Raw genomic sequence first — 19,884 nt, 5'->3', positions numbered from 1 at the left:
TAACCAGTAGCTCATCATGATGGATCCATCTCTATTACTCGACGGTCTAAACGATAAACAGCGTGAAGCCGTTGCAGCTCCTCTAGAAAACTTACTTGTCCTTGCTGGTGCAGGGAGTGGTAAGACTCGCGTTCTTGTTCACCGTATCGCTTGGCTTATGTCAGTCGAGCAAGCTTCTCCTTTCTCGATCATGTCGGTCACCTTCACCAATAAAGCGGCAGCAGAAATGCGTGGTCGTATTGAAGAGTTGATGATGGGCAGTGCATCTGGCATGTGGAATGGGACTTTCCACGGTATTTGTCACCGCATTTTGCGTGCACACTATCTTGATGCCAAGCTACCGGAAGATTTCCAAATCATAGACAGCGATGATCAGCAGCGCTTGTTAAAGCGTTTGATCAAAGCACAAAACTTGGATGAAAAGCAGTGGCCTGCACGCCAAGTTTCATGGTGGATTAATGGTAAGAAGGATGAAGGATTACGCCCATCGCATATCGACGCTTATCACGATCCAGTGACCAAAACTTATTTGCAGCTGTATACCGCTTATCAAGAAGCGTGTGATCGTGCTGGCTTAGTGGACTTTGCGGAAATTTTGCTGCGCGCGCATGAGCTACTGCGTGACAACAAGTTTGTGCGTGAACACTACCAAGCACGCTTTAAGCATATCTTGGTTGACGAATTCCAAGACACCAACAACATTCAATACGCTTGGCTACGCATGATGGCTGGCCCAGATTGTCACGTGATGATTGTTGGTGACGACGACCAGTCAATTTATGGTTGGCGCGGTGCAAAAGTCGAGAACATTGAGAAGTTCACGCTGGAGTTTCCGAGCGTGAACACCATTCGTCTCGAACAAAACTATCGTTCGACGAAGACGATTCTTGAAGCGTCCAATACCTTGATTGCGAACAATACTGAACGCATGGGTAAAGAGCTGTGGACGGATGGCAATGTGGGAGAGCCGATCTCGGTTTACAGCGCTTATAACGAGCTTGATGAAGCGCGCTTTGCGGTCAATAAAATCAAAGAGTGGCAAGAGAATGGCGGCGCATTGAATGATGCTGCGATGCTGTATCGCAACAACGCGCAATCTCGTGTTTTGGAAGAAGCATTAATTCAGGCAGGCTTACCGTACCGTATTTACGGAGGCATGCGATTCTTCGAGCGTCAAGAAATCAGAGATGCGTTGAGCTACTTGCGTTTGATGGCGAACCGCAACGATGATGCCGCGTTTGAACGTGTCGTGAATACCCCAACACGTGGTCTTGGCGATAAGACGCTAGAGACTATCCGTCGTGCTGCTCGTGATAGAGGTTGCACTATGTGGGAAGCCAGTCTGGCAATGCTCGATGAGCAAGTATTAACGGGTCGAGCAGCTGGCGCGTTAAGTCGTTTTGTCGAATTAATCACCGCGCTGGAAGACGATACACTAGAAATGCCATTGCATGAGCAAACGGACCACGTGATCAAGTACTCGGGTTTGTTTGCGATGTATGAGCAAGAGAAGGGCGAAAAGTCTAAAGCTCGCATAGAAAACTTGGAGGAGCTGGTTACCGCCACTCGCCAATTCGAAAAACCAGAAGAAGCGGAAGAAATGTCTCTGCTGACAGCATTTTTAACACATGCGGCTCTGGAAGCGGGCGAAGGTCAGGCGGACGAATTTGAAGATGCAGTCCAACTGATGACGCTGCATAGTGCGAAAGGTTTGGAATTTCCATTGGTATTCATGGTCGGTGTGGAAGAAGGTATGTTCCCAAGCCAGATGTCCGCTGAAGAGGCTGGGCGTTTGGAAGAAGAGCGCCGTCTGTGTTATGTGGGTATGACGCGCGCGATGCAAAAGCTCTACATTACTTACGCGGAAATGCGTCGCCTATATGGCCAGGACAAATACCACAAACCATCGCGCTTTATTCGTGAATTACCAGAAACGTGTTTGGATGAAGTGCGCATGAAGGCGCAAGTGAGTCGCCCTTCAAGTAGTGGACGTTTTAGCCAAACCGCAGTAAAAGAAAACTTCAATGAGACTGGTTTTTCACTAGGTTCTCGTGTGATGCATCCGAAATTTGGTGAAGGAACGATCATCAACTTTGAGGGCAGTGGCCCACAAAGCCGAGTGCAGATTGCTTTCAATGGTGAAGGCATTAAATGGTTAGTCACCGCTTACGCGAGACTGGAGAAGCTGTAGGGCTTTGTGAAAAAATGAACATAAGAGCTGCTTCGGTGGCTCTTTCTGTTTTGGCTGTTTTGAATCAACAAAATGCTGAAAGATAGGGAGCTAAATGACGCTATTCGAAAAGGCTCTTTGTCTAAATCGCTTATCTTTAGACAAAGAAAAACCCCGAGGGCTTACGCCCGTCGGGGTTATAGTCTTACTCGCAGCAATCCAGCTACTAAAAGTGCTCCATGCATCAAATCCTTGATAGCGTGCTGCATTCCTTCAGCTTAATCCTTTCGTCGCCTTCCTAGCGGTGTCCTTGACCTTATCCTGGTCTGCTAACCATCCTCGTTAGCTCTCATCACTTGTTCCCTGAGCGGTGTCCATGACATCATCCTGATGTTCAGTCCTTTCCTCGTCCAGAGGTGTCCATTTCCCGTCCTTAGTAGCAACCGTCCTAGTTGCTATTGATTCCGTTCAATGTCCAGTTTTGCAATCCATGCCCGACTATTCATCCTGAATACCCGTTTCTTCTTCCTGAAGTTCACCAAATCCGTGGTGTTTCCTGTTCCGTGTCAGCATCCTTCCGACAAGGTTCATATTACGCTCTTAACGATTCTCAACAATGGTCGAAGCCCACATTTTTCTCAATCAAAAGCGTTTGAAAAATAAACATGTTTATATTATTCAATATCTTATGGTTGTTTATGGGCTGTTTTACCATTAAAAAAGAGAGGTTTGCTCGACTCCTTGTGAGAGATCTCGCACAAGGAGTCGAGCAAAACAGGCCTATTTGCCGATTGCTGCTCCTTCTCGACGAGGATCTGCGGCACCTTCTAGTCCATCTTTTGTTATGCGTATCGCATGCAGTCCAGAATTCAAATCACGAACATTGGTTTTAAAGCCCATCTTCTCCAGCTCTGGCTGTAAGCCTTCTGCAGCGGTACCTTGTTCAATATCTAAGGTGCCAAAACGGTCGAGTAATCGTGGTTGATTGATTGCTTGTTGGATATCCATATCCCATTGCGTGTGGGCAATGATGGTTTGCGCCACGTAACCGATGATTCGACTGCCACCCGGAGAACCTATCGCCATGTAAGGTTTGTTATCTTTCATCATAATGGTTGGGGCCATTGAAGATCGTGGACGTTTGCCTGGTTCTATGCGGTTGGCGATTGGGATTCCGTCGTTATGAGTACGGAAAGAAAAATCGGTCAGTTCATTATTGAGCAAGAAGCCACGCACCATTAAGCGTGAGCCAAACGCATTCTCAATGGTGGTCGTCATGGAAACCACATTGCCTTGCTTATCGACGATATTGAAATGGCTGGTGGAAGGGAGTTCAATGGATTCGTCCATGCTTAAGTTCATTGCGTGCGACCACGGAGGATTGCCCGCTTCAACTTTGCTTAGTGCTTTGCCGACTTGGATCAGCTCTGCTCGCTGCTGGAGGTAGCTTTCATCAAGCAAGCCTTGAGTTGGCATTGGCACGTAATCTTGGTCTGCCATGTATTTACCACGGTCAGCAAACGCTAGACGCGATGCATCGGCGAGTACTTGCCAAGATTTAATGCTGTTAGCACCCCAACCTTTGAGATCGTACTGTTCAGTGATCGCCAAAATCTGACCAATGGTGAGCGCGCCAGAGCTTGGTGGTCCCATGCCGCAAATGTCATAGCTTTGGTATGCTGCACAAACTGGCTCACGTTGTCTGATTTGGTAGGTATCAAAGTCGGGTTGGGCTAATACGCCGGGGTTACCCGGCGCGTTTTGTACCGTCTCGATAATGTCTCTGGCGATATCCCCGTGGTAGAAGGCTTGAGCACCTTGCTTAGCAATAGCACTCAGTGTTTGTGCGTATTCAGGGTTTTTTAATAGCGTACCTTCGGTTTTTGGCGAGTCATCCGAGTTAAAGAAATAGGCTTTTGTGACTGGAAAGCGTGATAAACGCTCGGCGTCTTTTTCTATCAAGCTTGCTAGGCGAGGACTGACTTTGAATCCTTGCTCCGCAAGCGAGATAACAGGTTGAATGATCTTTTCCCATTCCAGCTTGCCGTATTTCTGGTGGGTATCCCACAATAGTTTCACGGTGCCTGGTGTTGCGACAGAGCGTCCACCAACCACGGCATCGTAGAATTGCAATGGCTGACCGTTCTCATCTAAAAATAGCTTTGGCGTTACGGCGAGGGGGGCGGTTTCACGCCCGTCGTAAGTGGTCAGTTTTTGCTTTTCGGTATCCCAATACACTAAGAACGCACCGCCACCAATACCTGATGACTGGGGTTCAACTAAGCCAAGCATCAATTGCACCGCGACCATGGCATCTATCGCATTCCCGCCTTGTTCAAGTACGTCTGCACCCGCTTGGGTCGCCAGTGGGTTAGCAGCGGTAACCATATAATCTTTAGCTTTGACCAGCTGCTTTTGCTCAATGCCAGTACTGTGCTCTGGTGCGACCGAATCTGCAGCTTGGTTAGCGAAGGCTTGTCCAGTGAAGGTGAAAGGGGAAGTAAGAAAAAGACCCGAGAGTACGAGTCGGTTAAATGTCCATTGCATGATGACTCTCCATGTTGCCAACTAAGGTTATTCAGCTTGGCAGCCACGGAGATAGTCGTCGAGTTTCCTATTAAAGAAATGTCGAGTGTGCGACGCTTTTAAATCAGAGAGTTATCGAGAAAGGAGCGGAAGGTTTGCACTAAAATACTGCTGCCAACTAGAGTAAATACCACACCACATAAACCATCTATATAAATGCTGGCTTGCTGCAATCTTGTTTGCAAGCGCTGCGTTGACAGCATCCATGCAAGGCTAGAAAACCAGAGTAGCGACAAACCAAACAAAATCACCAGAGCAATTCCTTTTCCTGTCACCGACATGCCCACTGGGACAAGGCTCGACATTAAACTCACAAAAAATACTAAGGCTTTGGGGTTGAGAATATTGGTTGCGAACCCCTTGGTAAACGCTTGGCGTTTATTACCGATCACAAGGTTACTGTTTTTGCTTGGCTGATCAGAAAGTGGGTTTTTGATCATCGCGATCACGCCGCGCAGTGCACCGATACCCAAATACAACAGATAGCTGCCCCCAAGCAATTGTAAGACGGAGTAGAGCAGAGGATGCTGGTGAACTAAATAGCTCACCCCCGTTATGCTGAATAAAGAATGCAGCAAAATACCGACTGATAAGCCAAGCGCAATGTATAAGCCGGTTTGACGGCCATGACGGGTGGCATTTTGTACCACAAGCGCAAAATCCGGACCTGGGCTCATTAAGGCAATGAAGTGGATACTGGCAAGCGTTAAAAGGATAGTCGATTCATTCATAACACATCTCAAAACATAGTGGATATGAGCTATTGTCGTGATTCTTATTCGGTAGTGCTTGTAAAAAACTAGCAGTACTGAATACCACAGCGTATGAGGTATTAGCGTGCCACTTGTGAAGGCGAGACGCCATAGGTTTGTTTAAACGCTTTACTAAAGTGGGCCTGATCATAAAAGCCCACTTGATAGGCGACGTCCGTACCACACCATCCTGCTTGGAGTAGTTTCATTCCTTGCTCTAATCGCAAGCGAGCAAACCAAGCGTAGGGAGTCATCCCCGTTTGCGCTTTGAAATGGCGTTGAAACTGCGTGGGGCTCAGTTGGCAGAGCTCTGATAGTGCATCTAAACGAACTGTTTGGTCGAGATTCGCCATTAAGTAATCTTTTAAGGTATGCAAAGACTGTTTTCCAAGCGGAACCACTTTTTGCCTCGCGAGTGATCCGTAGCGATCAAAAAGTTGATTAAATCCTTCAAAAGGAAGGCAATCTTTGGTGAGTTGGCTGAGGTTCTCGCGGCGAAGAAGAGCATGCAAGTTACTAAGTTGTGAAAATATCTGTGGATCTGAGATGATCAATTCATTAAAGCGGATTATTTGACCATTTTGACTAAGATCGGCAAGATCGCTGAGTAGGTGCGGCTCGATCGCAAATACATTCACTTCATAGCCACTATCGAGCTTAGAGTGCCCATCGTGCAGTTCATCTGGCGGCATAATTACGATTTGCCCATGACCCACTTGATGGCTACAGCCTTGATATTGGAACTTTTGCGTGCCATGCGTGATCAGACCGAGGTGAAAGTCCAGATGATAGTGCCTTTGAAAGGCAAACTTCTGGTATTTCGCCTCGATCAGGCTCAGCTGATCATGGTCGGTTGCGTAGTATTGAATCTGTTCCATTACATACAAAAAAGCTTGGTCACATTATGACCAAGCTTATCTGGCAATTTCTAACTTGTCTTGTAAAAAACGATCACTGTGGCTGAACGATTCGGCGTGAGCGACGGTTGTTGCGCAGTCCATCAAAGCTAAATACGACTAGCGCTCCCCAAATAAAGGCAAAGGTAATCGCTTTATCCATGCTAAAGGGTTCGCCATACATCAGTACAGCAAGTAAGAACATCAAGCTTGGGCCGATGTACTGGAAAAAGCCTAACGTTGATAATTTGAGTCTTGTTGCCGCACCCGTAAAACAAAGTAGGGGCAGTGTGGTAATCACCCCTGCTGCAATCAACAAGCTATTTAATGCTAACGGGTTATTGAGCATATTCGACGTTGGGGTTTCTGCAATAAACAGCAGATACACGGCGGCGACAGGCAGAAGGAGTAATGTTTCGATAAACAATCCTGTTTTTGCATCGACACTGACTTTCTTCCTTAAGAGGCCATAGAAGCCGAAACTCATTGCTAACGCCATCGCAACAACGGGCACGGAGCCGAATACAATCAATTGGACCAGTACACCACAGCCCGCTAATACGACAGCAAACCATTGCAACTTACGAAGTCGCTCTCCCAAAAAGACCATGCCGAGCAAGACATTGATTAATGGGTTAATGTAATAGCCTAAGCTCGCGTCAAGCATATGATTGGAATTGACCGCCCAGATGAAAATCAGCCAGTTTCCGCCAATTAATACAGAACTTGCGATCAGGTAAGCGATCTTCGTTTTGTCTTTCGCGATGTAGTAAACCGAGCGCCAGTGACGGCCAAAGTGAAGGAGTGCGGCAAGCAAAAAGAAAGACCAAATCACCCGGTGGCTCAGAATCTCCAAAGGGGATACTTGTGCGATGGATTTAAAATACATCGGCGCAATGCCCCACATGGTATAGGCACCAATCGCCAGCAAGGTACCTTGCCGAGCGCGTTGTTGTTCGTCTTCTGGTGTCATGAGGTGTCACCTAATTGTGTGTTTATAGAGCAGAAAATCAGTATACGAGTCGTGATGCGAAACACCTAGCAATTTGCGGTTTTATTCACCACGAAACCCCATTACAATGTGCCCTCACTTTGTGTGCCTGGGCATGCAAAAGCATTTCTACGATCACTCAATCTGAGATTATTCATGACCTCAACCTTGCTAGCCGAACAATCAGATACGCCTGTAACGCCTCAACGTGTGTTGGAGGAAGTCTTCGGTTACCAGACGTTTCGTGATGGTCAGCAAGAAGTTATTGAAGCCGCTATCGAAGGCAAAGACAGCTTAGTCATCATGCCGACGGGGGGGGGTAAATCTCTCTGTTACCAAATTCCGGCGTTAGTGCGCTCAGGGATTACCTTGGTGATTTCACCGCTAATTTCATTGATGAAAGACCAAGTTGATCAACTGAAAGCCAATGGTGTAGCAGCGGAGTGTGTGAACTCGACCATGAATCGAGAAGAGCTACTGAGTGTGTATAATCGCATGCACTCTGGTCAGCTTAAGCTAGTGTATGTTTCGCCAGAGCGCGTGTTAATGCGTGACTTTATTGAGCGCTTAGAAAACCTACCCTTATCTATGATCGCCGTGGATGAAGCACATTGTATCTCTCAGTGGGGACATGATTTTCGCCCAGAATACGCGGCGTTAGGTCAGTTAAAGCAACACTTTTCGCATGTACCCTTTATGGCACTCACAGCCACCGCCGATGATGCGACGCGTCGTGATATTCTAGAACGCTTACGCTTACATGAACCTCAGGTGTATCTAGGAAGCTTTGATCGTCCCAACATTCGTTACACCTTGGTGGAAAAGCACAAACCGGTTTCTCAAATCATTCGCTATCTAGCCACCCAGAAGGGAAGCTGCGGCATTATTTACTGCGGCAGTCGTAAGAAAGTTGAAATGGTGACCGAGAAGCTATGCAACAACCATATCCGCGCTGCTGGTTATCATGCAGGGATGGATACGGAAGAGCGAGCTTACGTTCAGGAAGCTTTTCAACGTGATGACATTCAAATCGTCGTTGCGACGGTTGCATTCGGCATGGGTATCAATAAGCCAAACGTGCGCTTTGTCGTGCATTTTGATATTCCACGTAACATCGAGTCCTATTATCAGGAAACCGGTCGAGCAGGGCGAGATGGCCTGCCTGCCGAAGCGATGATGTTATACGACCCAGCGGACATCAGTTGGTTGCGTCGTATGTTGGATGAAAAAGATGATGGACCGCAGAAGCAGGTAGAAAGCCACAAACTTAATGCGATGAGTGCCTTTGCGGAAGCGCAAACCTGTCGTCGTCAGGTACTGCTCAACTATTTTGGAGAGTATCGTGAAAAGCCGTGTGGTAACTGCGATATCTGCCTGGACCCACCAAAACACTTTGATGCGACCGAAGAAGCGCGCAAAGCGTTGTCGTGTGTTTACCGCGTCAACCAAAGTTTTGGTATGACGTATGTGGTTGAGGTGCTGCGTGGGATGCAAAACATTCGTGTGCGCGAACACGGCCACGATAAAATTTCGACTTACGGCATTGGTCGTGATCACAGCCATGATTACTGGGTGAGTATCTTCCGCCAGTTAATTCATAAAGGGCTGCTATTTCAAAACATCACTCGTAACTCGACGTTGCAATTAACCGAAGAAGCACGCCCATTACTACGTGGTGATGTGTCTTTAGAACTTGCAGTTCCACGTTTAGATACCGCAGCACGTGCCGCGAAGTCGGATAAACTGACCAGCAAAAACTACGATAAGAAGTTGTTTGCCAAACTACGTAAGCTACGTAAGTCGATCGCCGATGAAGACGGTTTGCCACCATACGTGGTATTCAGTGATGCGACCTTGATTGATATGGCAGAAATGCTGCCAACGTCATACGGCGAAATGTTAGCGGTTAGTGGCGTTGGTCAACGTAAACTAGAAAAATACGCCGATCCATTCTTGGATCTGATCCAAGAACACATTACTCACCACGGATAAGGAATCCATATGCACAAGGAATTTGGTCTCGCTGATTACATTGTTGAAGAAGGGCGTCTTATTATTACCGCTCCAAGCTTCGACCTCGATACTTTTCCGGCATTGGGTGAGCGTTTGGTGAAATTATTATCTGCGTCTGTGGTAGAAAAACAGTGGGATGCGGATATTCACTCTTGGTTGATCGATTTTGAAGGCTGCCGCTTATTTATGAAAGCGGAGCACTACAGCGAAGCGATTTGGTTTGAAGCGCTAACAATAGAAGAGAGTAGGGAAGAGCTCGACTATTTAGCCGGATTGTTCCAACGCGGCTTCTAAATTCAAGTTATCTATTCTTTAAAGGGTGTTTCACATGAAACACCCTTTCTTATTTTTGCATCAAAGCCCTTGGTTTTGACGTGATGTTCGCGAAGAAACGTTTGCGTATAAAACACCGCTTGTGAGTAAAATTGGTTAATGTATAATCGCCCACCGCTTTACTCTGAATGAGTTAAGTTAGTTTAATCGTCATTTTTTACATTGTTGGTAAGAGTGCTTTTCTCTGTAGAAAACGCTCGATTTGGGTTCCCTCGCCCCCAAACCAAACTAAAAAGGTATCGCATGAGTAACTTTACCCCTGCGCAGCAGCGCAACGCCCTTATCTATCTGGTTTTATTTCATCTAGTCATTATTGCATCCAGCAATTACCTAGTTCAGCTACCGTTTATTATCTTTGGCTTACATACCACCTGGGGTGCATTCACCTTCCCATTTATTTTCCTTGCGACGGATTTAACCGTACGTATTTTCGGTGCTCAGTTGGCGCGTAAGATCATTTTCTTAGTAATGTTGCCTGCTTTGGCTGTCTCTTACTTCTTATCGGTGGTGTTCTTCGAGGGGCAGTTCCAAGGTTTTGGTCACTTAGGGGAATTTAACTTATTCGTTGCTCGTATCGCGATTGCTAGCTTCATGGCGTATCTACTTGGTCAGATTATGGATGTGCACGTGTTCAACCGCCTACGCCAAATGAAACAGTGGTGGGTGGCCCCAACGTGTTCAACGCTTTTTGGTAATGCACTGGATACCATCGCCTTCTTCGCGATTGCGTTCTACCAAAGTCCAGATCCATTTATGGCGGAGCATTGGACGGAAATCGCGCTGGTGGACTACGGCTTTAAGTTAGTGATTAGTCTTGGTCTGTTTGTGCCTATGTACGGCGTACTACTGAATTACTTAATTAAGAAGCTAACGGCAGTGAACCCTAACTTTAAAGTTACGACGACGGCATAGTTTCCATCAGTTAATAGCAACAAAGCCGCTTTTGATAGCGGCTTTGTTGTTTCTAAAGCAAATGTACAGCGAAATGAGTATTTAGATCATCGGTGCCTCAAAACTCTATGAGTTGTACATAGGATAATAACGGGTATTAAAAAGGCTCCAGAAGGAGCCTTTGTCATGGGATAACAACCATTAATCAGAGGTAATCGTTAATGGCCAACCGATATCAGTTTGACGGTTGGATTCGATTTCTAGCTCAGCGGCGGTCAACGGGTTGGCCGCTAGCCACCGCGCATCAATGTTTAATATTAGATTGTCACCTTCAGCCGTTAATACTACGTTTGGCTCTAAGTTTTGGTTGCGACGGTGAGTCAACAACACCGCTAAGCGCAACAACCGCAGTACGCGCTTGGCACTTGAGCCTGATAACGCGTGTTGCTCAGGCAGTGAGGTGAGTTGTTCTCGATAACGACGGGCAATCTCACCAAGAAAGAACTTCTGCGCGCGAGTGTAGCCAGGTAAATCCAAATTCTGGAGTAGGTAAGCACTGTGCTCACCGCCTTTTTTGAAATCGATCGTTAAGCCGATTTCATGCAGCTTTGCGGCGGTTTCAAGCAATATCTTGCCTTGAGGTTCCGTAATCCACTCATCGCCGCCGGCTTGCTCCAACAGTTTGCTTGCCAGTGTCGCAACTTGTTCACCGTATTGGTGATCGAGCTGATAACGACTTTGTACGCTGGCAATTGTGCGAGCACGGATGTCTTCTTGACGTAGCTCTTCAACCATCTCGTAGACTAAGCCTTCACGTAGTGCGCCGCCCGCTAGTGTCATCGCGTCGATTTCCAGTAATTCAAAAACGGCAATCAAAATAGATAGGCCGCTAGGGAATACTAACGCACGCTCAAGCGTTAAGCCTTCAATGTCGAGCTCTTCTAAATGATCGGCTAACATGGCTTGCTTCTGCAGGCGTTTCAATTTGGAGTGAGTGATTACTTCGTCCATACCTTGCGCTAGCATTATCTCTTGCAATGCCTGAACGGTGCCTGATGCGCCAACGCACACATCCCAACCGATTTCTGTATAGCGTTCTAGAATTGGCTGGATAGTCTGCTTCGCGCCTTCAATTGCTGCGTCAAAGTTACGCGCATTCAACTGGCGATCTTTAAAGAAGTTTTCCAGCCAAGTCACACAACCCATTTTTAAACTGGTCAGTGCTTTGGCTTCGAAACCTTCACCGATGATGAGCTCGGTACTTGCGCCACCGATATCGACCACAAGACGGCGACCGCTGCCTCCAGAAGTGTGTGCGACACCTTTATAGATAGTGGCCGCTTCTTCTTCACCGGAGATAACGTCGATTGGTTGACCAAGAATCTGGTTCGCTTTCTCCAGAAACACATCTACATTCGTGGCGGTACGTAAAGTGGCTGTGCCTACAATACGAATGTTTTGTTTAGGAATATCCTGCAAGCGTTCCGCAAATAGACTTAAGCAGTCCCATCCTCGCTGCATAGCTTCCATACTAAGAGAATTATGTTCATCTAGGCCCGCTGCTAGACGAACCTTGCGCTTAATTTTAGCCATTGTTTGAACGCTGCCATCGATATGACGCACAACGAGCATGTGAAAACTGTTCGACCCGAGGTCGATGGCGGCGTATAGCGGCGATGATCCTGCTTGACTCATAAACGAACTCAGTTTCCTTTTACGATTGTTTTGGTGCCGATTGACGCGGTTGGCGCGGACGACGTCCTTGCGGCTTGCGGTTACCTGAACCTGAACGAGTACCGCCAGTATTCGTACGACGCTGTTGGTTGCGTGGCGCACGCATACGAATTGGCTCTGGCAGATCTTGGATCAGCGCTGACGAATCGTATTCTGAAACTGGGATAGTGTGCTCAATGTATTCTTCGATTGCAGGCAGGTTAATTGCGTACTCTTCACAAGCAAAACTGATCGAGTGGCCGCTTGCCCCAGCACGACCTGTACGGCCAATACGGTGAACGTAATCTTCACAGTCGTCAGGAAGGTCGTAGTTGAAAACGTGCGTCACTTGAGGAATGTGCAGACCACGCGCAGCAACGTCAGTTGCAACAAGAATGTCGACATCACCTTTGGTGAATTGCTCAAGAATCTTTTCACGTTTCTTCTGCGGTACATCACCAGTAAGAAGACCGACACGGTGTCCATCGGCAGCCAAGTGACCCCAAACTGATTCACACTTGTGTTTCGTGTTCGCAAAAATGATGGCGCGATCTGGCCATTCTTCTTCAATCAAAGTTTGAAGGAGGGCCATTTTATCTTCGTTAGAAGGGTAGAAAAGTTCTTCCTGAATGCGGTGACCAGTTTTCTGTTCTGGCTCTACCACAACATGCTCAGGGGTGTTCATGTGCTCAAATGCCAGTTCTTGAACACGGTAAGAAAGCGTCGCTGAGAACAGCATGTTCAAACGCTCTTTTGGTTCAGGCATACGACGGAACAAGAAGCGAATGTCTTTAATAAAGCCAAGATCGAACATGCGGTCGGCTTCATCCAGAACAACGGCTTGAATGTTGTTAAGGTTGAATACGCGCTGTTTGTAGAAATCGATGATACGACCTGTCGTACCAATCAGAATATCGACACCATCTTGCAGCTTATTCAATTGCTTATCGTAGCTTTCACCACCGTAAGCCAAAGCGGTTTTTAGACCAGTGCTCTCAGTTAATGCTTCTGCATCATTGTAAATCTGAATAGCAAGCTCACGTGTTGGCGCCATAATGATTGCGCGTGGCTGCGTAGGTTTACGACCTTCATGCTCTGGTGTCGTCAGAAGGTGGTTGAATGTAGCAGTAAGAAACGCGAGCGTTTTACCAGTACCCGTTTGGGCCTGGCCTGCGATGTCTTGGCCGGTGAGCAGGACCGGCAACGCCAAGGCTTGGATAGGGGTACAAAATTCGAACCCTTTTTTGTCCAATCCTTCAATAACTTGGGGCTTTAAGCCCAAATCGGCGAACTTTTGCTCTGTGATATGCGTCTTTTTCATGGCTATAGAATATCAGCTAAAGCTTGCAATACGAAAGTAAATACATTCCAATAGGGCATCTAATTACTGGTTATCATCCAACCAGTTTCGAAAAACACATTGGAGTGGAAGATGAGTGATAAGATTTTGCAGCTAACTGATGACGGTTTTGAAAACGATGTAATCAACGCTGCAGGCCCGGTTCTAGTGGATTTCTGGGCAGAATGGTGTGGTCCTTGTAAAATGATCGCTCCTATTCTGGACGAAATCGCAGACGAGTACGAAGGCAAACTCACTATCGGTAAACTAAACATCGACCATAACGCAGGTACACCACCTAAGTTTGGTATTCGCGGCATTCCAACGCTACTGCTATTCAAAGACGGCAACGTAGCGGCAACGAAAGTTGGTGCTCTGTCTAAAACTCAACTAAAAGAGTTTTTGGACGCAAACTTATAATCACCAAGTGATTACAGATAAAACCGTGCAAAGTAACAACGCACGGTTTTGTTTTTCTAACTCTGGACTAGAATACTAATTAGTGCTAACTTATCGCGCGTTAATTGAACAAATTTCTCTTCTTGGTCGATCCTGAGACCAAATCCATCTTAACTAGAAAACAGATCTTATTTTGACTAAACAAGAATCCACCACCATGAACCTTACCGAACTGAAGAACAGACCTGTGTCTGACCTTGTAAAACTGGGCGAAAGCTTAGGATTAGAGAACCTAGCTCGCTTAAGAAAACAAGACATCATCTTCGCGATTTTAAAAGCGCACGCTAAAGGCGGCGAAGACATCTTTGGCGATGGGGTTCTGGAAATTCTGCAAGACGGCTTTGGTTTCCTACGCAGTGCAGATAGTTCATACCTTGCGGGTCCGGACGATATCTACGTATCACCAAGTCAGATTCGTCGCTTTAACCTACGTACTGGTGACTCTATCGCTGGTAAAATTCGTCCACCAAAAGACGGTGAACGCTACTTTGCCCTTCTAAAAGTCAATACCGTTAACGACGACAAACCAGACAACGCTCGTAACAAGATCCTATTTGAAAACCTTACCCCTCTACATGCAAATGAACGCATGGTAATGGAGCGTGGTAACGGTTCTACAGAAGACATCACAGCACGTGTTTTAGATTTGGCATCGCCTATCGGTAAAGGTCAACGTGGTCTGATTGTTGCTCCGCCAAAAGCGGGTAAGACAATGCTTCTGCAAAATATTGCTCAAAGCATCGCATACAACCACCCTGAGTGTGAGTTGATGGTACTTCTTATCGACGAACGTCCAGAAGAAGTAACAGAGATGCAGCGTCTAGTTAAAGGTGAAGTAGTCGCGTCGACTTTCGATGAGCCAGCATCTCGTCACGTACAAGTAGCGGAAATGGTAATCGAGAAAGCAAAACGTCTTGTTGAACACAAGAAAGACGTGGTTATCCTGCTTGACTCTATCACTCGTCTCGCTCGTGCTTACAACACCGTAGTACCTTCATCAGGTAAAGTACTGACAGGTGGTGTGGATGCAAACGCACTACACCGTCCTAAGCGTTTCTTTGGTGCAGCACGTAATGTTGAAGAGGGCGGTAGCCTAACGATCATCGCAACGGCACTAGTAGATACTGGTTCTAAGATGGATGAAGTTATCTACGAAGAGTTCAAGGGTACAGGTAACATGGAACTGCACTTGAACCGTAAGATTGCTGAGAAGCGTGTATTCCCTGCGATTGACTTCAACCGTTCAGGTACACGTCGTGAAGAGCTACTGACGAAGACTGATGAACTACAAAAAATGTGGATTCTGCGTAAGATCGTTCACCCAATGGGCGAAATCGACGCAATGGAATTCCTCATTGATAAGCTAGCGATGACGAAGACCAACGATGAGTTCTTCGATGCGATGCGTCGTCAGTAATAGCTGAGTCCTTATTCTAAAAAAGCCACCGTTAACGGTGGCTTTTTTGTTGCTTTCTCCCGATGGAAGCATCAGAATGAGAACAAATGTTATCGGGAGGTTAACATGCAACAAGGAATGTTGTCGTCATTACTCCTGAGCTTGTCACTTATCACACTACCCGCGACGTTATCTGCCAAGGAAATGCAGGAGTCTGTAGTAGAACAGTGGCTTCAGGATACTCAAATACAAGCTAAAGTCTCTGAACTGCTTGATTACGTTGTCAGGGATGAAGTCGACTCGCTTAAATTTGCCCTTGATCGACTAGCTTTACCTCAACAAGAGGTCGTGCGTTTTCGGTTATTGGAAAAGCTTGAGAAGCAAGATGTGATTCTCACGCCTAGAATGGCTCTGTTTGTTGAGTCTCAGATCCGTATGACTCCTACTTATCAGGTTCTAGAGCGAGGGGACGGGTATGAGTTTAGTGTGCCCGCCTTTAACTTTCCTGCTATTGCGAGCCGCTTGATTAAGCGTTGGAAGCAAGACCAAAGTACCTTGGACTTTGTACTACAAGCTGAGCGAAAAGAGCTCGACTTAAAGCAATGGCTTACAGGGCAATCTCAACAAGCTCAGGCGCGTGAAGCACTTTTGATTCGAGAGTTGGACAGCTTATCACCGCATGCGCTTGCCGCATTAACCACTCAGTTAACCAAAGCGAATGTGACCAGTTGGCTACCATCGACAGCCGTGATCGTGAGATTAGCGCAAGTAAGTCAAGATGAGGAAGTGTACAACTTACTCTGGCGGATGAGAGCGGATTACAATAGCCAGTCCGAACTCGAGCGTTTAGCTACGGTTGGGGACGTTTTTTCAATTCAGCAATTGATGAACTCCACCGTCAATCCGTCACTCAAACCAGAAGCCATTAGTCTACTTACAAAGTCCAACCCTTTATCTCCGCAAGTGAAACAGTTTCTAGTGAGCAAAATGGCACTATCGGAAGAAGCTACCATGGTCGCTCGAGAGCTGGCGCAGCAAGGGCATCAAACCTGGTTGGAAGAGTTAGTCTCTAACAACCATCAAGTAAAGACTCGGCAGATAGAGCAAGTATTAAAGTAATCTGGCTCACATACCCACACAAAATAGGAGGATCTTAGCGTCCTCCTATTTGTTATACTGCGGACAGTTTAATCAGCCAGCATGAAGGCCTATGAGTTTTAAGGATTTACGCGAATTTATCGACCACCTAGAACAGAAAGGTCGACTTAAACGCATCACTCACCCTGTCGATCCCGCTTACGAAATGACAGAAATCAGTGACCGCACCTTGCGTGCTGGTGGCCCTGCACTGTTGTTTGAGAACCCAATTGGCTACGACGTACCTGTTTTGACCAACCTATTTGGTACACCAGAGCGTGTCGCGATTGGTATGGGACGTGAAGACGTTAAAGAATTAAGAGAAGTCGGTAAACTGCTGGCTTATTTAAAAGAACCTGAGCCACCAAAAGGCTTTAAAGACGCTTTGGAAAAACTGCCAGTGTTCAAGCAAGTATTGAACATGCCAGCCAAGCGCCTACGTAAAGCGCCATGCCAAGAGATTGTGTGGCAAGGTGATGAAGTCGACTTGGACAAAATCCCGGTAATGAGTTGCTGGGCAGAAGACGTCGCGCCATTGCTTACGTGGGGCTTAACCGTGACCAAAGGTCCGAATAAGAAACGTCAGAACCTAGGCATTTACCGTCAGCAGAAAATTTCCAAGAACAAAATCATCATGCGTTGGTTAGCCCACCGAGGTGGTGCGCTTGACCTGCGCGATTGGATGGAAACCAATCCAGGTAAACCTTTCCCAGTTTCGGTGGCGTTTGGCGCAGACCCTGCAACCATTCTTGGCGCAGTAACACCAGTGCCAGATACGCTATCGGAATACGCGTTTGCAGGTTTGCTGCGTGGAAGCAAAACTGAAGTCGTTAAGTCAGTCAGCAATGATTTGGAAGTGCCAGCAAGCGCGGAAATCGTCATGGAAGGCTATATCGACCCGAACGAGTTTGCTGATGAAGGCCCATATGGTGATCATACTGGTTACTATAATGAAAAAGAAAAGCACCACGTGTTTACCATTACGCACATTACTATGCGTAAAGACCCAATCTATCACAGTACCTACACAGGTCGTCCGCCAGATGAACCTGCTGTATTGGGTGTGGCATTAAACGAAGTGTTTGTGCCGATTCTGCAAAAGCAGTTCCCAGAGATCGAAGACTTCTATCTACCGCCAGAAGGTTGTTCGTACCGAATGGCAGTCGTCACTATGAAGAAGCAGTACCCAGGACATGCCAAGCGCGTAATGATGGGTGTGTGGTCTTTCTTACGTCAATTCATGTACACCAAGTTTGTTATTGTGTGCGATGAATCGGTAAACGCGCGAGATTGGAATGATGTCGTTAAAGCCATGTCAGAGCATATGGATCCTGTACGTGATACCTTGATGATAGACAACACGCCAATCGACTCGCTCGACTTTGCTTCGCCAGTGGTTGGGCTTGGCTCTAAGATGGGCTTGGATGCGACCATTAAATGGGATGCTGAACTCGCGACACGAACCAAGGTTACTGAGCGTGACAATAAAGCGATTAACGAAGCGGATCTGGATGCATTAAAACAGCAACGTCCTGAGATTGTTGATGTCTATCTACCAGCCACAGCAAACAACCAATTTGCTGTTGTGACCATGAAGAAAGACCAAGCCGGTCAATCTCAAGAATTGATGGAATATTTATGGGGATTCTTTGCTCAGTACGCGGATAACAAATTCATTATCTTGTGCGACGATGACGTCAATGCACGAGATTGGAATGACATCATTTGGGCTGTGACAACTCGAATGGATCCAGATAGAGACACCATTCAAGTGCGTGGTAAGACTGAGAGTTCATCCAAATTAGGATTGGATGCGACCAACAAGTTCGAATCTGAAGTCACGCGCGAGTGGGGTACGCCTATCAAAAAAGATCCTAAACTTGTGGCTAAAGTCGATGAGATTTGGGACCAGTTAGGTATTCTATGAGTCATCAAGTCCACCTTCTACCAATGGACGTTACGTTTCCAGTAAAAGAAGGGGAGACGGTGTTGGAAGCCGCGCTCAACAACAATATTCGCTTCCCACACCGTTGCCAAGTTGGCGCTTGTGCCATGTGCATGTGTAAAAAGCTAACGGGCGAGGTGAATTACCACCTCGAACCGATGCTAACCGAAAAAGAGCAGCAGCAAGGTTGGATATTCCCTTGCCAAGCCTATACAGAAAGTAATTTAGTGCTTACTTTTGATGAGTAAGCGAGAGGAACACCATGACCATCCAATGTAAAGTAAAGTCTATTCAGCCGTTAGCTTGTAATACTTACCAAATCCTTCTTCACCCAGAATCACCAGTGCCTTTTAAAGCGGGTCAGTACCTAATGGTAGTGATGGGTGAAAAAGACAAACGTCCTTTCTCTATCGCGAGCAGCCCTTGCCGTCATGAAGGTGAACTTGAACTGCATATCGGTGCGGCGGAACACAACGCTTACGCTCAAGAAGTTGTCGAAGCAATGCAAGCGGCGCTTGAAACTGATGGTCAGATTGAAATTGATGCCCCGCATGGTGATGCTTGGGTTCAAGAAGAAAGTGAACGTCCACTATTATTAATTGCTGGTGGTACAGGTTTTAGTTACGTGCGCTCGATTCTGGATCACTGCGTAGCGCAGAATAAAACCAACCCTATCTATCTATATTGGGGTGCGCGCGATAACTGCCAACTTTATGCAAAAGAAGAACTGGTCGAGATCGCCGATAAGTTTACTAACGTTCACTTTGTTCCAGTTGTAGAAGAAGCATCTGCTGATTGGCAAGGTAAGGTTGGTAACGTGCTACAAGCGGTGAGTGAAGATTTCGAAAGCTTAGAAAACTACGATATCTATATTGCAGGTCGCTTCGAAATGGCTGGCGCAGCACGTGAACAGTTCACTCAGAACAAGAAAGCGAAGAGCGAACGTATGTTCGCAGACGCGTACGCATTCATTTAAATACGGCTTATGAGGCAGAAAAAGAGGGCTTTTTACCCTCTTTTTTGCTTTTTTGATGAAATAGTCATCGAACAGTCGGTTTTTTCCATTTTTTTCCAAAAAAGGGTTGCGAACGGATCTGAGTTCCCTATAATGCGCATCCACCGACACGGCAGACGCGATAAGGCTTCAGCAGGGTCGGAGAGGTAAAAAGCTTCTACGAAAAATAAAATTGAAAAAGTGTTTGACACTGCCAATTAAATCGCTAGAATGCACCTCCGCTTTGAGAGAAAAACTTCTCGAAAAGC

At 46.6% G+C, this 19,884-nt stretch carries 17 protein-coding genes; 11 read left to right on the top strand and 6 right to left on the bottom strand.

Going from position 1 to position 19,884, the window contains the following annotated elements:
• Positions 1-16 precede the first annotated feature (16 nt).
• Together uvrD and LIX84_RS22550 are read left to right on the top strand one after the other, a co-directional pair.
• Complete coding sequence (uvrD, locus tag LIX84_RS22555; protein ID WP_005397027.1) at positions 17-2,191, top strand: DNA helicase II; 2,175 nt, start codon at positions 17-19, stop codon at positions 2,189-2,191.
• 450 nt (positions 2,192-2,641) lie between these two features.
• Entirely contained in the window at positions 2,642-2,833 is a 192-nt protein-coding gene (locus tag LIX84_RS22550; RefSeq protein ID WP_226422206.1) for a hypothetical protein, read from the top strand.
• A gap of 117 nt (positions 2,834-2,950) precedes the next feature.
• Here LIX84_RS22550 and ggt read toward each other — a convergent pair whose 3' ends face one another.
• The 4 genes from ggt to rarD form a co-directional block, all read right to left on the bottom strand.
• Positions 2,951-4,717, bottom strand: a complete 1,767-nt coding sequence (gene ggt / locus LIX84_RS22545; RefSeq protein WP_226422205.1) for a gamma-glutamyltransferase — start codon at positions 4,715-4,717, stop codon at positions 2,951-2,953.
• Between the two features lie 98 nt (positions 4,718-4,815).
• The gene (locus LIX84_RS22540) at positions 4,816-5,487 is read right to left on the bottom strand and encodes a LysE family translocator (RefSeq protein WP_161443651.1); all 672 of its coding nucleotides are present in this window, start codon (positions 5,485-5,487) and stop codon (positions 4,816-4,818) included.
• 101 nt (positions 5,488-5,588) lie between these two features.
• Positions 5,589-6,386, bottom strand: a complete 798-nt coding sequence (locus tag LIX84_RS22535) for an AraC family transcriptional regulator (RefSeq protein ID WP_226422204.1) — start codon at positions 6,384-6,386, stop codon at positions 5,589-5,591.
• 73 nt (positions 6,387-6,459) lie between these two features.
• A complete protein-coding gene (rarD, locus tag LIX84_RS22530; protein WP_226422203.1) occupies positions 6,460-7,377 on the bottom strand; it encodes an EamA family transporter RarD in 918 nt (305 codons plus the stop codon).
• Positions 7,378-7,551: 174 nt separating this feature from the next.
• Here rarD and recQ point away from each other — a divergent pair, with 174 nt between their 5' ends.
• The 3 genes from recQ (at position 7,552) to LIX84_RS22515 (ending at position 10,653) form a co-directional block, all read left to right on the top strand.
• Positions 7,552-9,387, top strand: coding sequence for an ATP-dependent DNA helicase RecQ (gene recQ / locus LIX84_RS22525; RefSeq protein WP_005397012.1), 1,836 nt, complete (start codon positions 7,552-7,554; stop codon positions 9,385-9,387).
• A gap of 9 nt (positions 9,388-9,396) precedes the next feature.
• Positions 9,397-9,702 carry a DUF3630 family protein gene (locus LIX84_RS22520; protein WP_047010220.1) on the top strand — a complete coding sequence of 102 codons (306 nt, stop codon included), beginning with the start codon at positions 9,397-9,399 and terminating at the stop codon, positions 9,700-9,702.
• 282 nt (positions 9,703-9,984) lie between these two features.
• A complete protein-coding gene (locus tag LIX84_RS22515; RefSeq protein ID WP_226422202.1) occupies positions 9,985-10,653 on the top strand; it encodes a 7-cyano-7-deazaguanine/7-aminomethyl-7-deazaguanine transporter in 669 nt (222 codons plus the stop codon).
• A gap of 180 nt (positions 10,654-10,833) precedes the next feature.
• Here the strand turns inward: LIX84_RS22515 and gppA are convergent, their stop codons facing one another.
• The gene (gene gppA, locus LIX84_RS22510) at positions 10,834-12,327 is read right to left on the bottom strand and encodes a guanosine-5'-triphosphate,3'-diphosphate diphosphatase (RefSeq protein WP_226422201.1); all 1,494 of its coding nucleotides are present in this window, start codon (positions 12,325-12,327) and stop codon (positions 10,834-10,836) included.
• Positions 12,328-12,346: 19 nt separating this feature from the next.
• On the bottom strand, positions 12,347-13,666 hold the full coding sequence (gene rhlB / locus LIX84_RS22505) for an ATP-dependent RNA helicase RhlB (protein ID WP_226422200.1): 1,320 nt from the start codon (positions 13,664-13,666) through the stop codon (positions 12,347-12,349).
• A 111-nt stretch (positions 13,667-13,777) separates the two neighbouring features.
• Between rhlB and trxA the strand changes: the two genes are divergently transcribed.
• The 6 genes from trxA (at position 13,778) to fre (ending at position 19,597) form a co-directional block, all read left to right on the top strand.
• Positions 13,778-14,104: a thioredoxin TrxA gene (gene trxA, locus LIX84_RS22500; RefSeq protein ID WP_004745500.1), complete on the top strand. Its 327-nt coding sequence runs from the start codon at positions 13,778-13,780 to the stop codon at positions 14,102-14,104.
• A gap of 196 nt (positions 14,105-14,300) precedes the next feature.
• Positions 14,301-15,560, top strand: a complete 1,260-nt coding sequence (gene rho / locus LIX84_RS22495) for a transcription termination factor Rho (RefSeq protein WP_005378757.1) — start codon at positions 14,301-14,303, stop codon at positions 15,558-15,560.
• Between the two features lie 105 nt (positions 15,561-15,665).
• The gene (locus tag LIX84_RS22490; protein WP_005398448.1) at positions 15,666-16,658 is read left to right on the top strand and encodes a hypothetical protein; all 993 of its coding nucleotides are present in this window, start codon (positions 15,666-15,668) and stop codon (positions 16,656-16,658) included.
• A 91-nt stretch (positions 16,659-16,749) separates the two neighbouring features.
• On the top strand, positions 16,750-18,603 hold the full coding sequence (gene ubiD, locus LIX84_RS22485; RefSeq protein WP_226422199.1) for a 4-hydroxy-3-polyprenylbenzoate decarboxylase: 1,854 nt from the start codon (positions 16,750-16,752) through the stop codon (positions 18,601-18,603).
• The gene (locus tag LIX84_RS22480; protein ID WP_012841284.1) at positions 18,600-18,869 is read left to right on the top strand and encodes a 2Fe-2S iron-sulfur cluster-binding protein; all 270 of its coding nucleotides are present in this window, start codon (positions 18,600-18,602) and stop codon (positions 18,867-18,869) included. The genes ubiD and LIX84_RS22480 overlap by 4 nt, the downstream gene beginning before the upstream one ends.
• Before the next feature lie 14 nt (positions 18,870-18,883).
• Complete coding sequence (gene fre / locus LIX84_RS22475; RefSeq protein WP_226422198.1) at positions 18,884-19,597, top strand: NAD(P)H-flavin reductase; 714 nt, start codon at positions 18,884-18,886, stop codon at positions 19,595-19,597.
• Positions 19,598-19,884: the final 287 nt, after the last annotated feature.

It is taken from the genome of Vibrio sp. E14 (assembly GCF_020515785.1).
In the GTDB taxonomy this organism is placed as follows: Bacteria; Pseudomonadota; Gammaproteobacteria; order Enterobacterales; family Vibrionaceae; genus Vibrio; species Vibrio diabolicus.
This window is presented reverse-complemented; position numbering and strand designations above follow the sequence as displayed.

Excerpts from the sequence above, each read along its gene's own strand:
- uvrD (WP_005397027.1), top strand. The coding sequence starts at position 17 with ATGATGGATCCATCTCTATTACTCGACGGTCTAAACGATAAACAGCGT.
- LIX84_RS22550 (WP_226422206.1), top strand. The coding sequence starts at position 2,642 with ATGTCCAGTTTTGCAATCCATGCCCGACTATTCATCCTGAATACCCGT.
- ggt (WP_226422205.1), bottom strand. The coding sequence starts at position 4,717 with ATGCAATGGACATTTAACCGACTCGTACTCTCGGGTCTTTTTCTTACT.
- LIX84_RS22540 (WP_161443651.1), bottom strand. The coding sequence starts at position 5,487 with ATGAATGAATCGACTATCCTTTTAACGCTTGCCAGTATCCACTTCATT.
- LIX84_RS22535 (WP_226422204.1), bottom strand. The coding sequence starts at position 6,386 with ATGGAACAGATTCAATACTACGCAACCGACCATGATCAGCTGAGCCTG.
- rarD (WP_226422203.1), bottom strand. The coding sequence starts at position 7,377 with ATGACACCAGAAGACGAACAACAACGCGCTCGGCAAGGTACCTTGCTG.
- recQ (WP_005397012.1), top strand. The coding sequence starts at position 7,552 with ATGACCTCAACCTTGCTAGCCGAACAATCAGATACGCCTGTAACGCCT.
- LIX84_RS22520 (WP_047010220.1), top strand. The coding sequence starts at position 9,397 with ATGCACAAGGAATTTGGTCTCGCTGATTACATTGTTGAAGAAGGGCGT.
- LIX84_RS22515 (WP_226422202.1), top strand. The coding sequence starts at position 9,985 with ATGAGTAACTTTACCCCTGCGCAGCAGCGCAACGCCCTTATCTATCTG.
- gppA (WP_226422201.1), bottom strand. The coding sequence starts at position 12,327 with ATGAGTCAAGCAGGATCATCGCCGCTATACGCCGCCATCGACCTCGGG.
- rhlB (WP_226422200.1), bottom strand. The coding sequence starts at position 13,666 with ATGAAAAAGACGCATATCACAGAGCAAAAGTTCGCCGATTTGGGCTTA.
- trxA (WP_004745500.1), top strand. The coding sequence starts at position 13,778 with ATGAGTGATAAGATTTTGCAGCTAACTGATGACGGTTTTGAAAACGAT.
- rho (WP_005378757.1), top strand. The coding sequence starts at position 14,301 with ATGAACCTTACCGAACTGAAGAACAGACCTGTGTCTGACCTTGTAAAA.
- LIX84_RS22490 (WP_005398448.1), top strand. The coding sequence starts at position 15,666 with ATGCAACAAGGAATGTTGTCGTCATTACTCCTGAGCTTGTCACTTATC.
- ubiD (WP_226422199.1), top strand. The coding sequence starts at position 16,750 with ATGAGTTTTAAGGATTTACGCGAATTTATCGACCACCTAGAACAGAAA.
- LIX84_RS22480 (WP_012841284.1), top strand. The coding sequence starts at position 18,600 with ATGAGTCATCAAGTCCACCTTCTACCAATGGACGTTACGTTTCCAGTA.
- fre (WP_226422198.1), top strand. The coding sequence starts at position 18,884 with ATGACCATCCAATGTAAAGTAAAGTCTATTCAGCCGTTAGCTTGTAAT.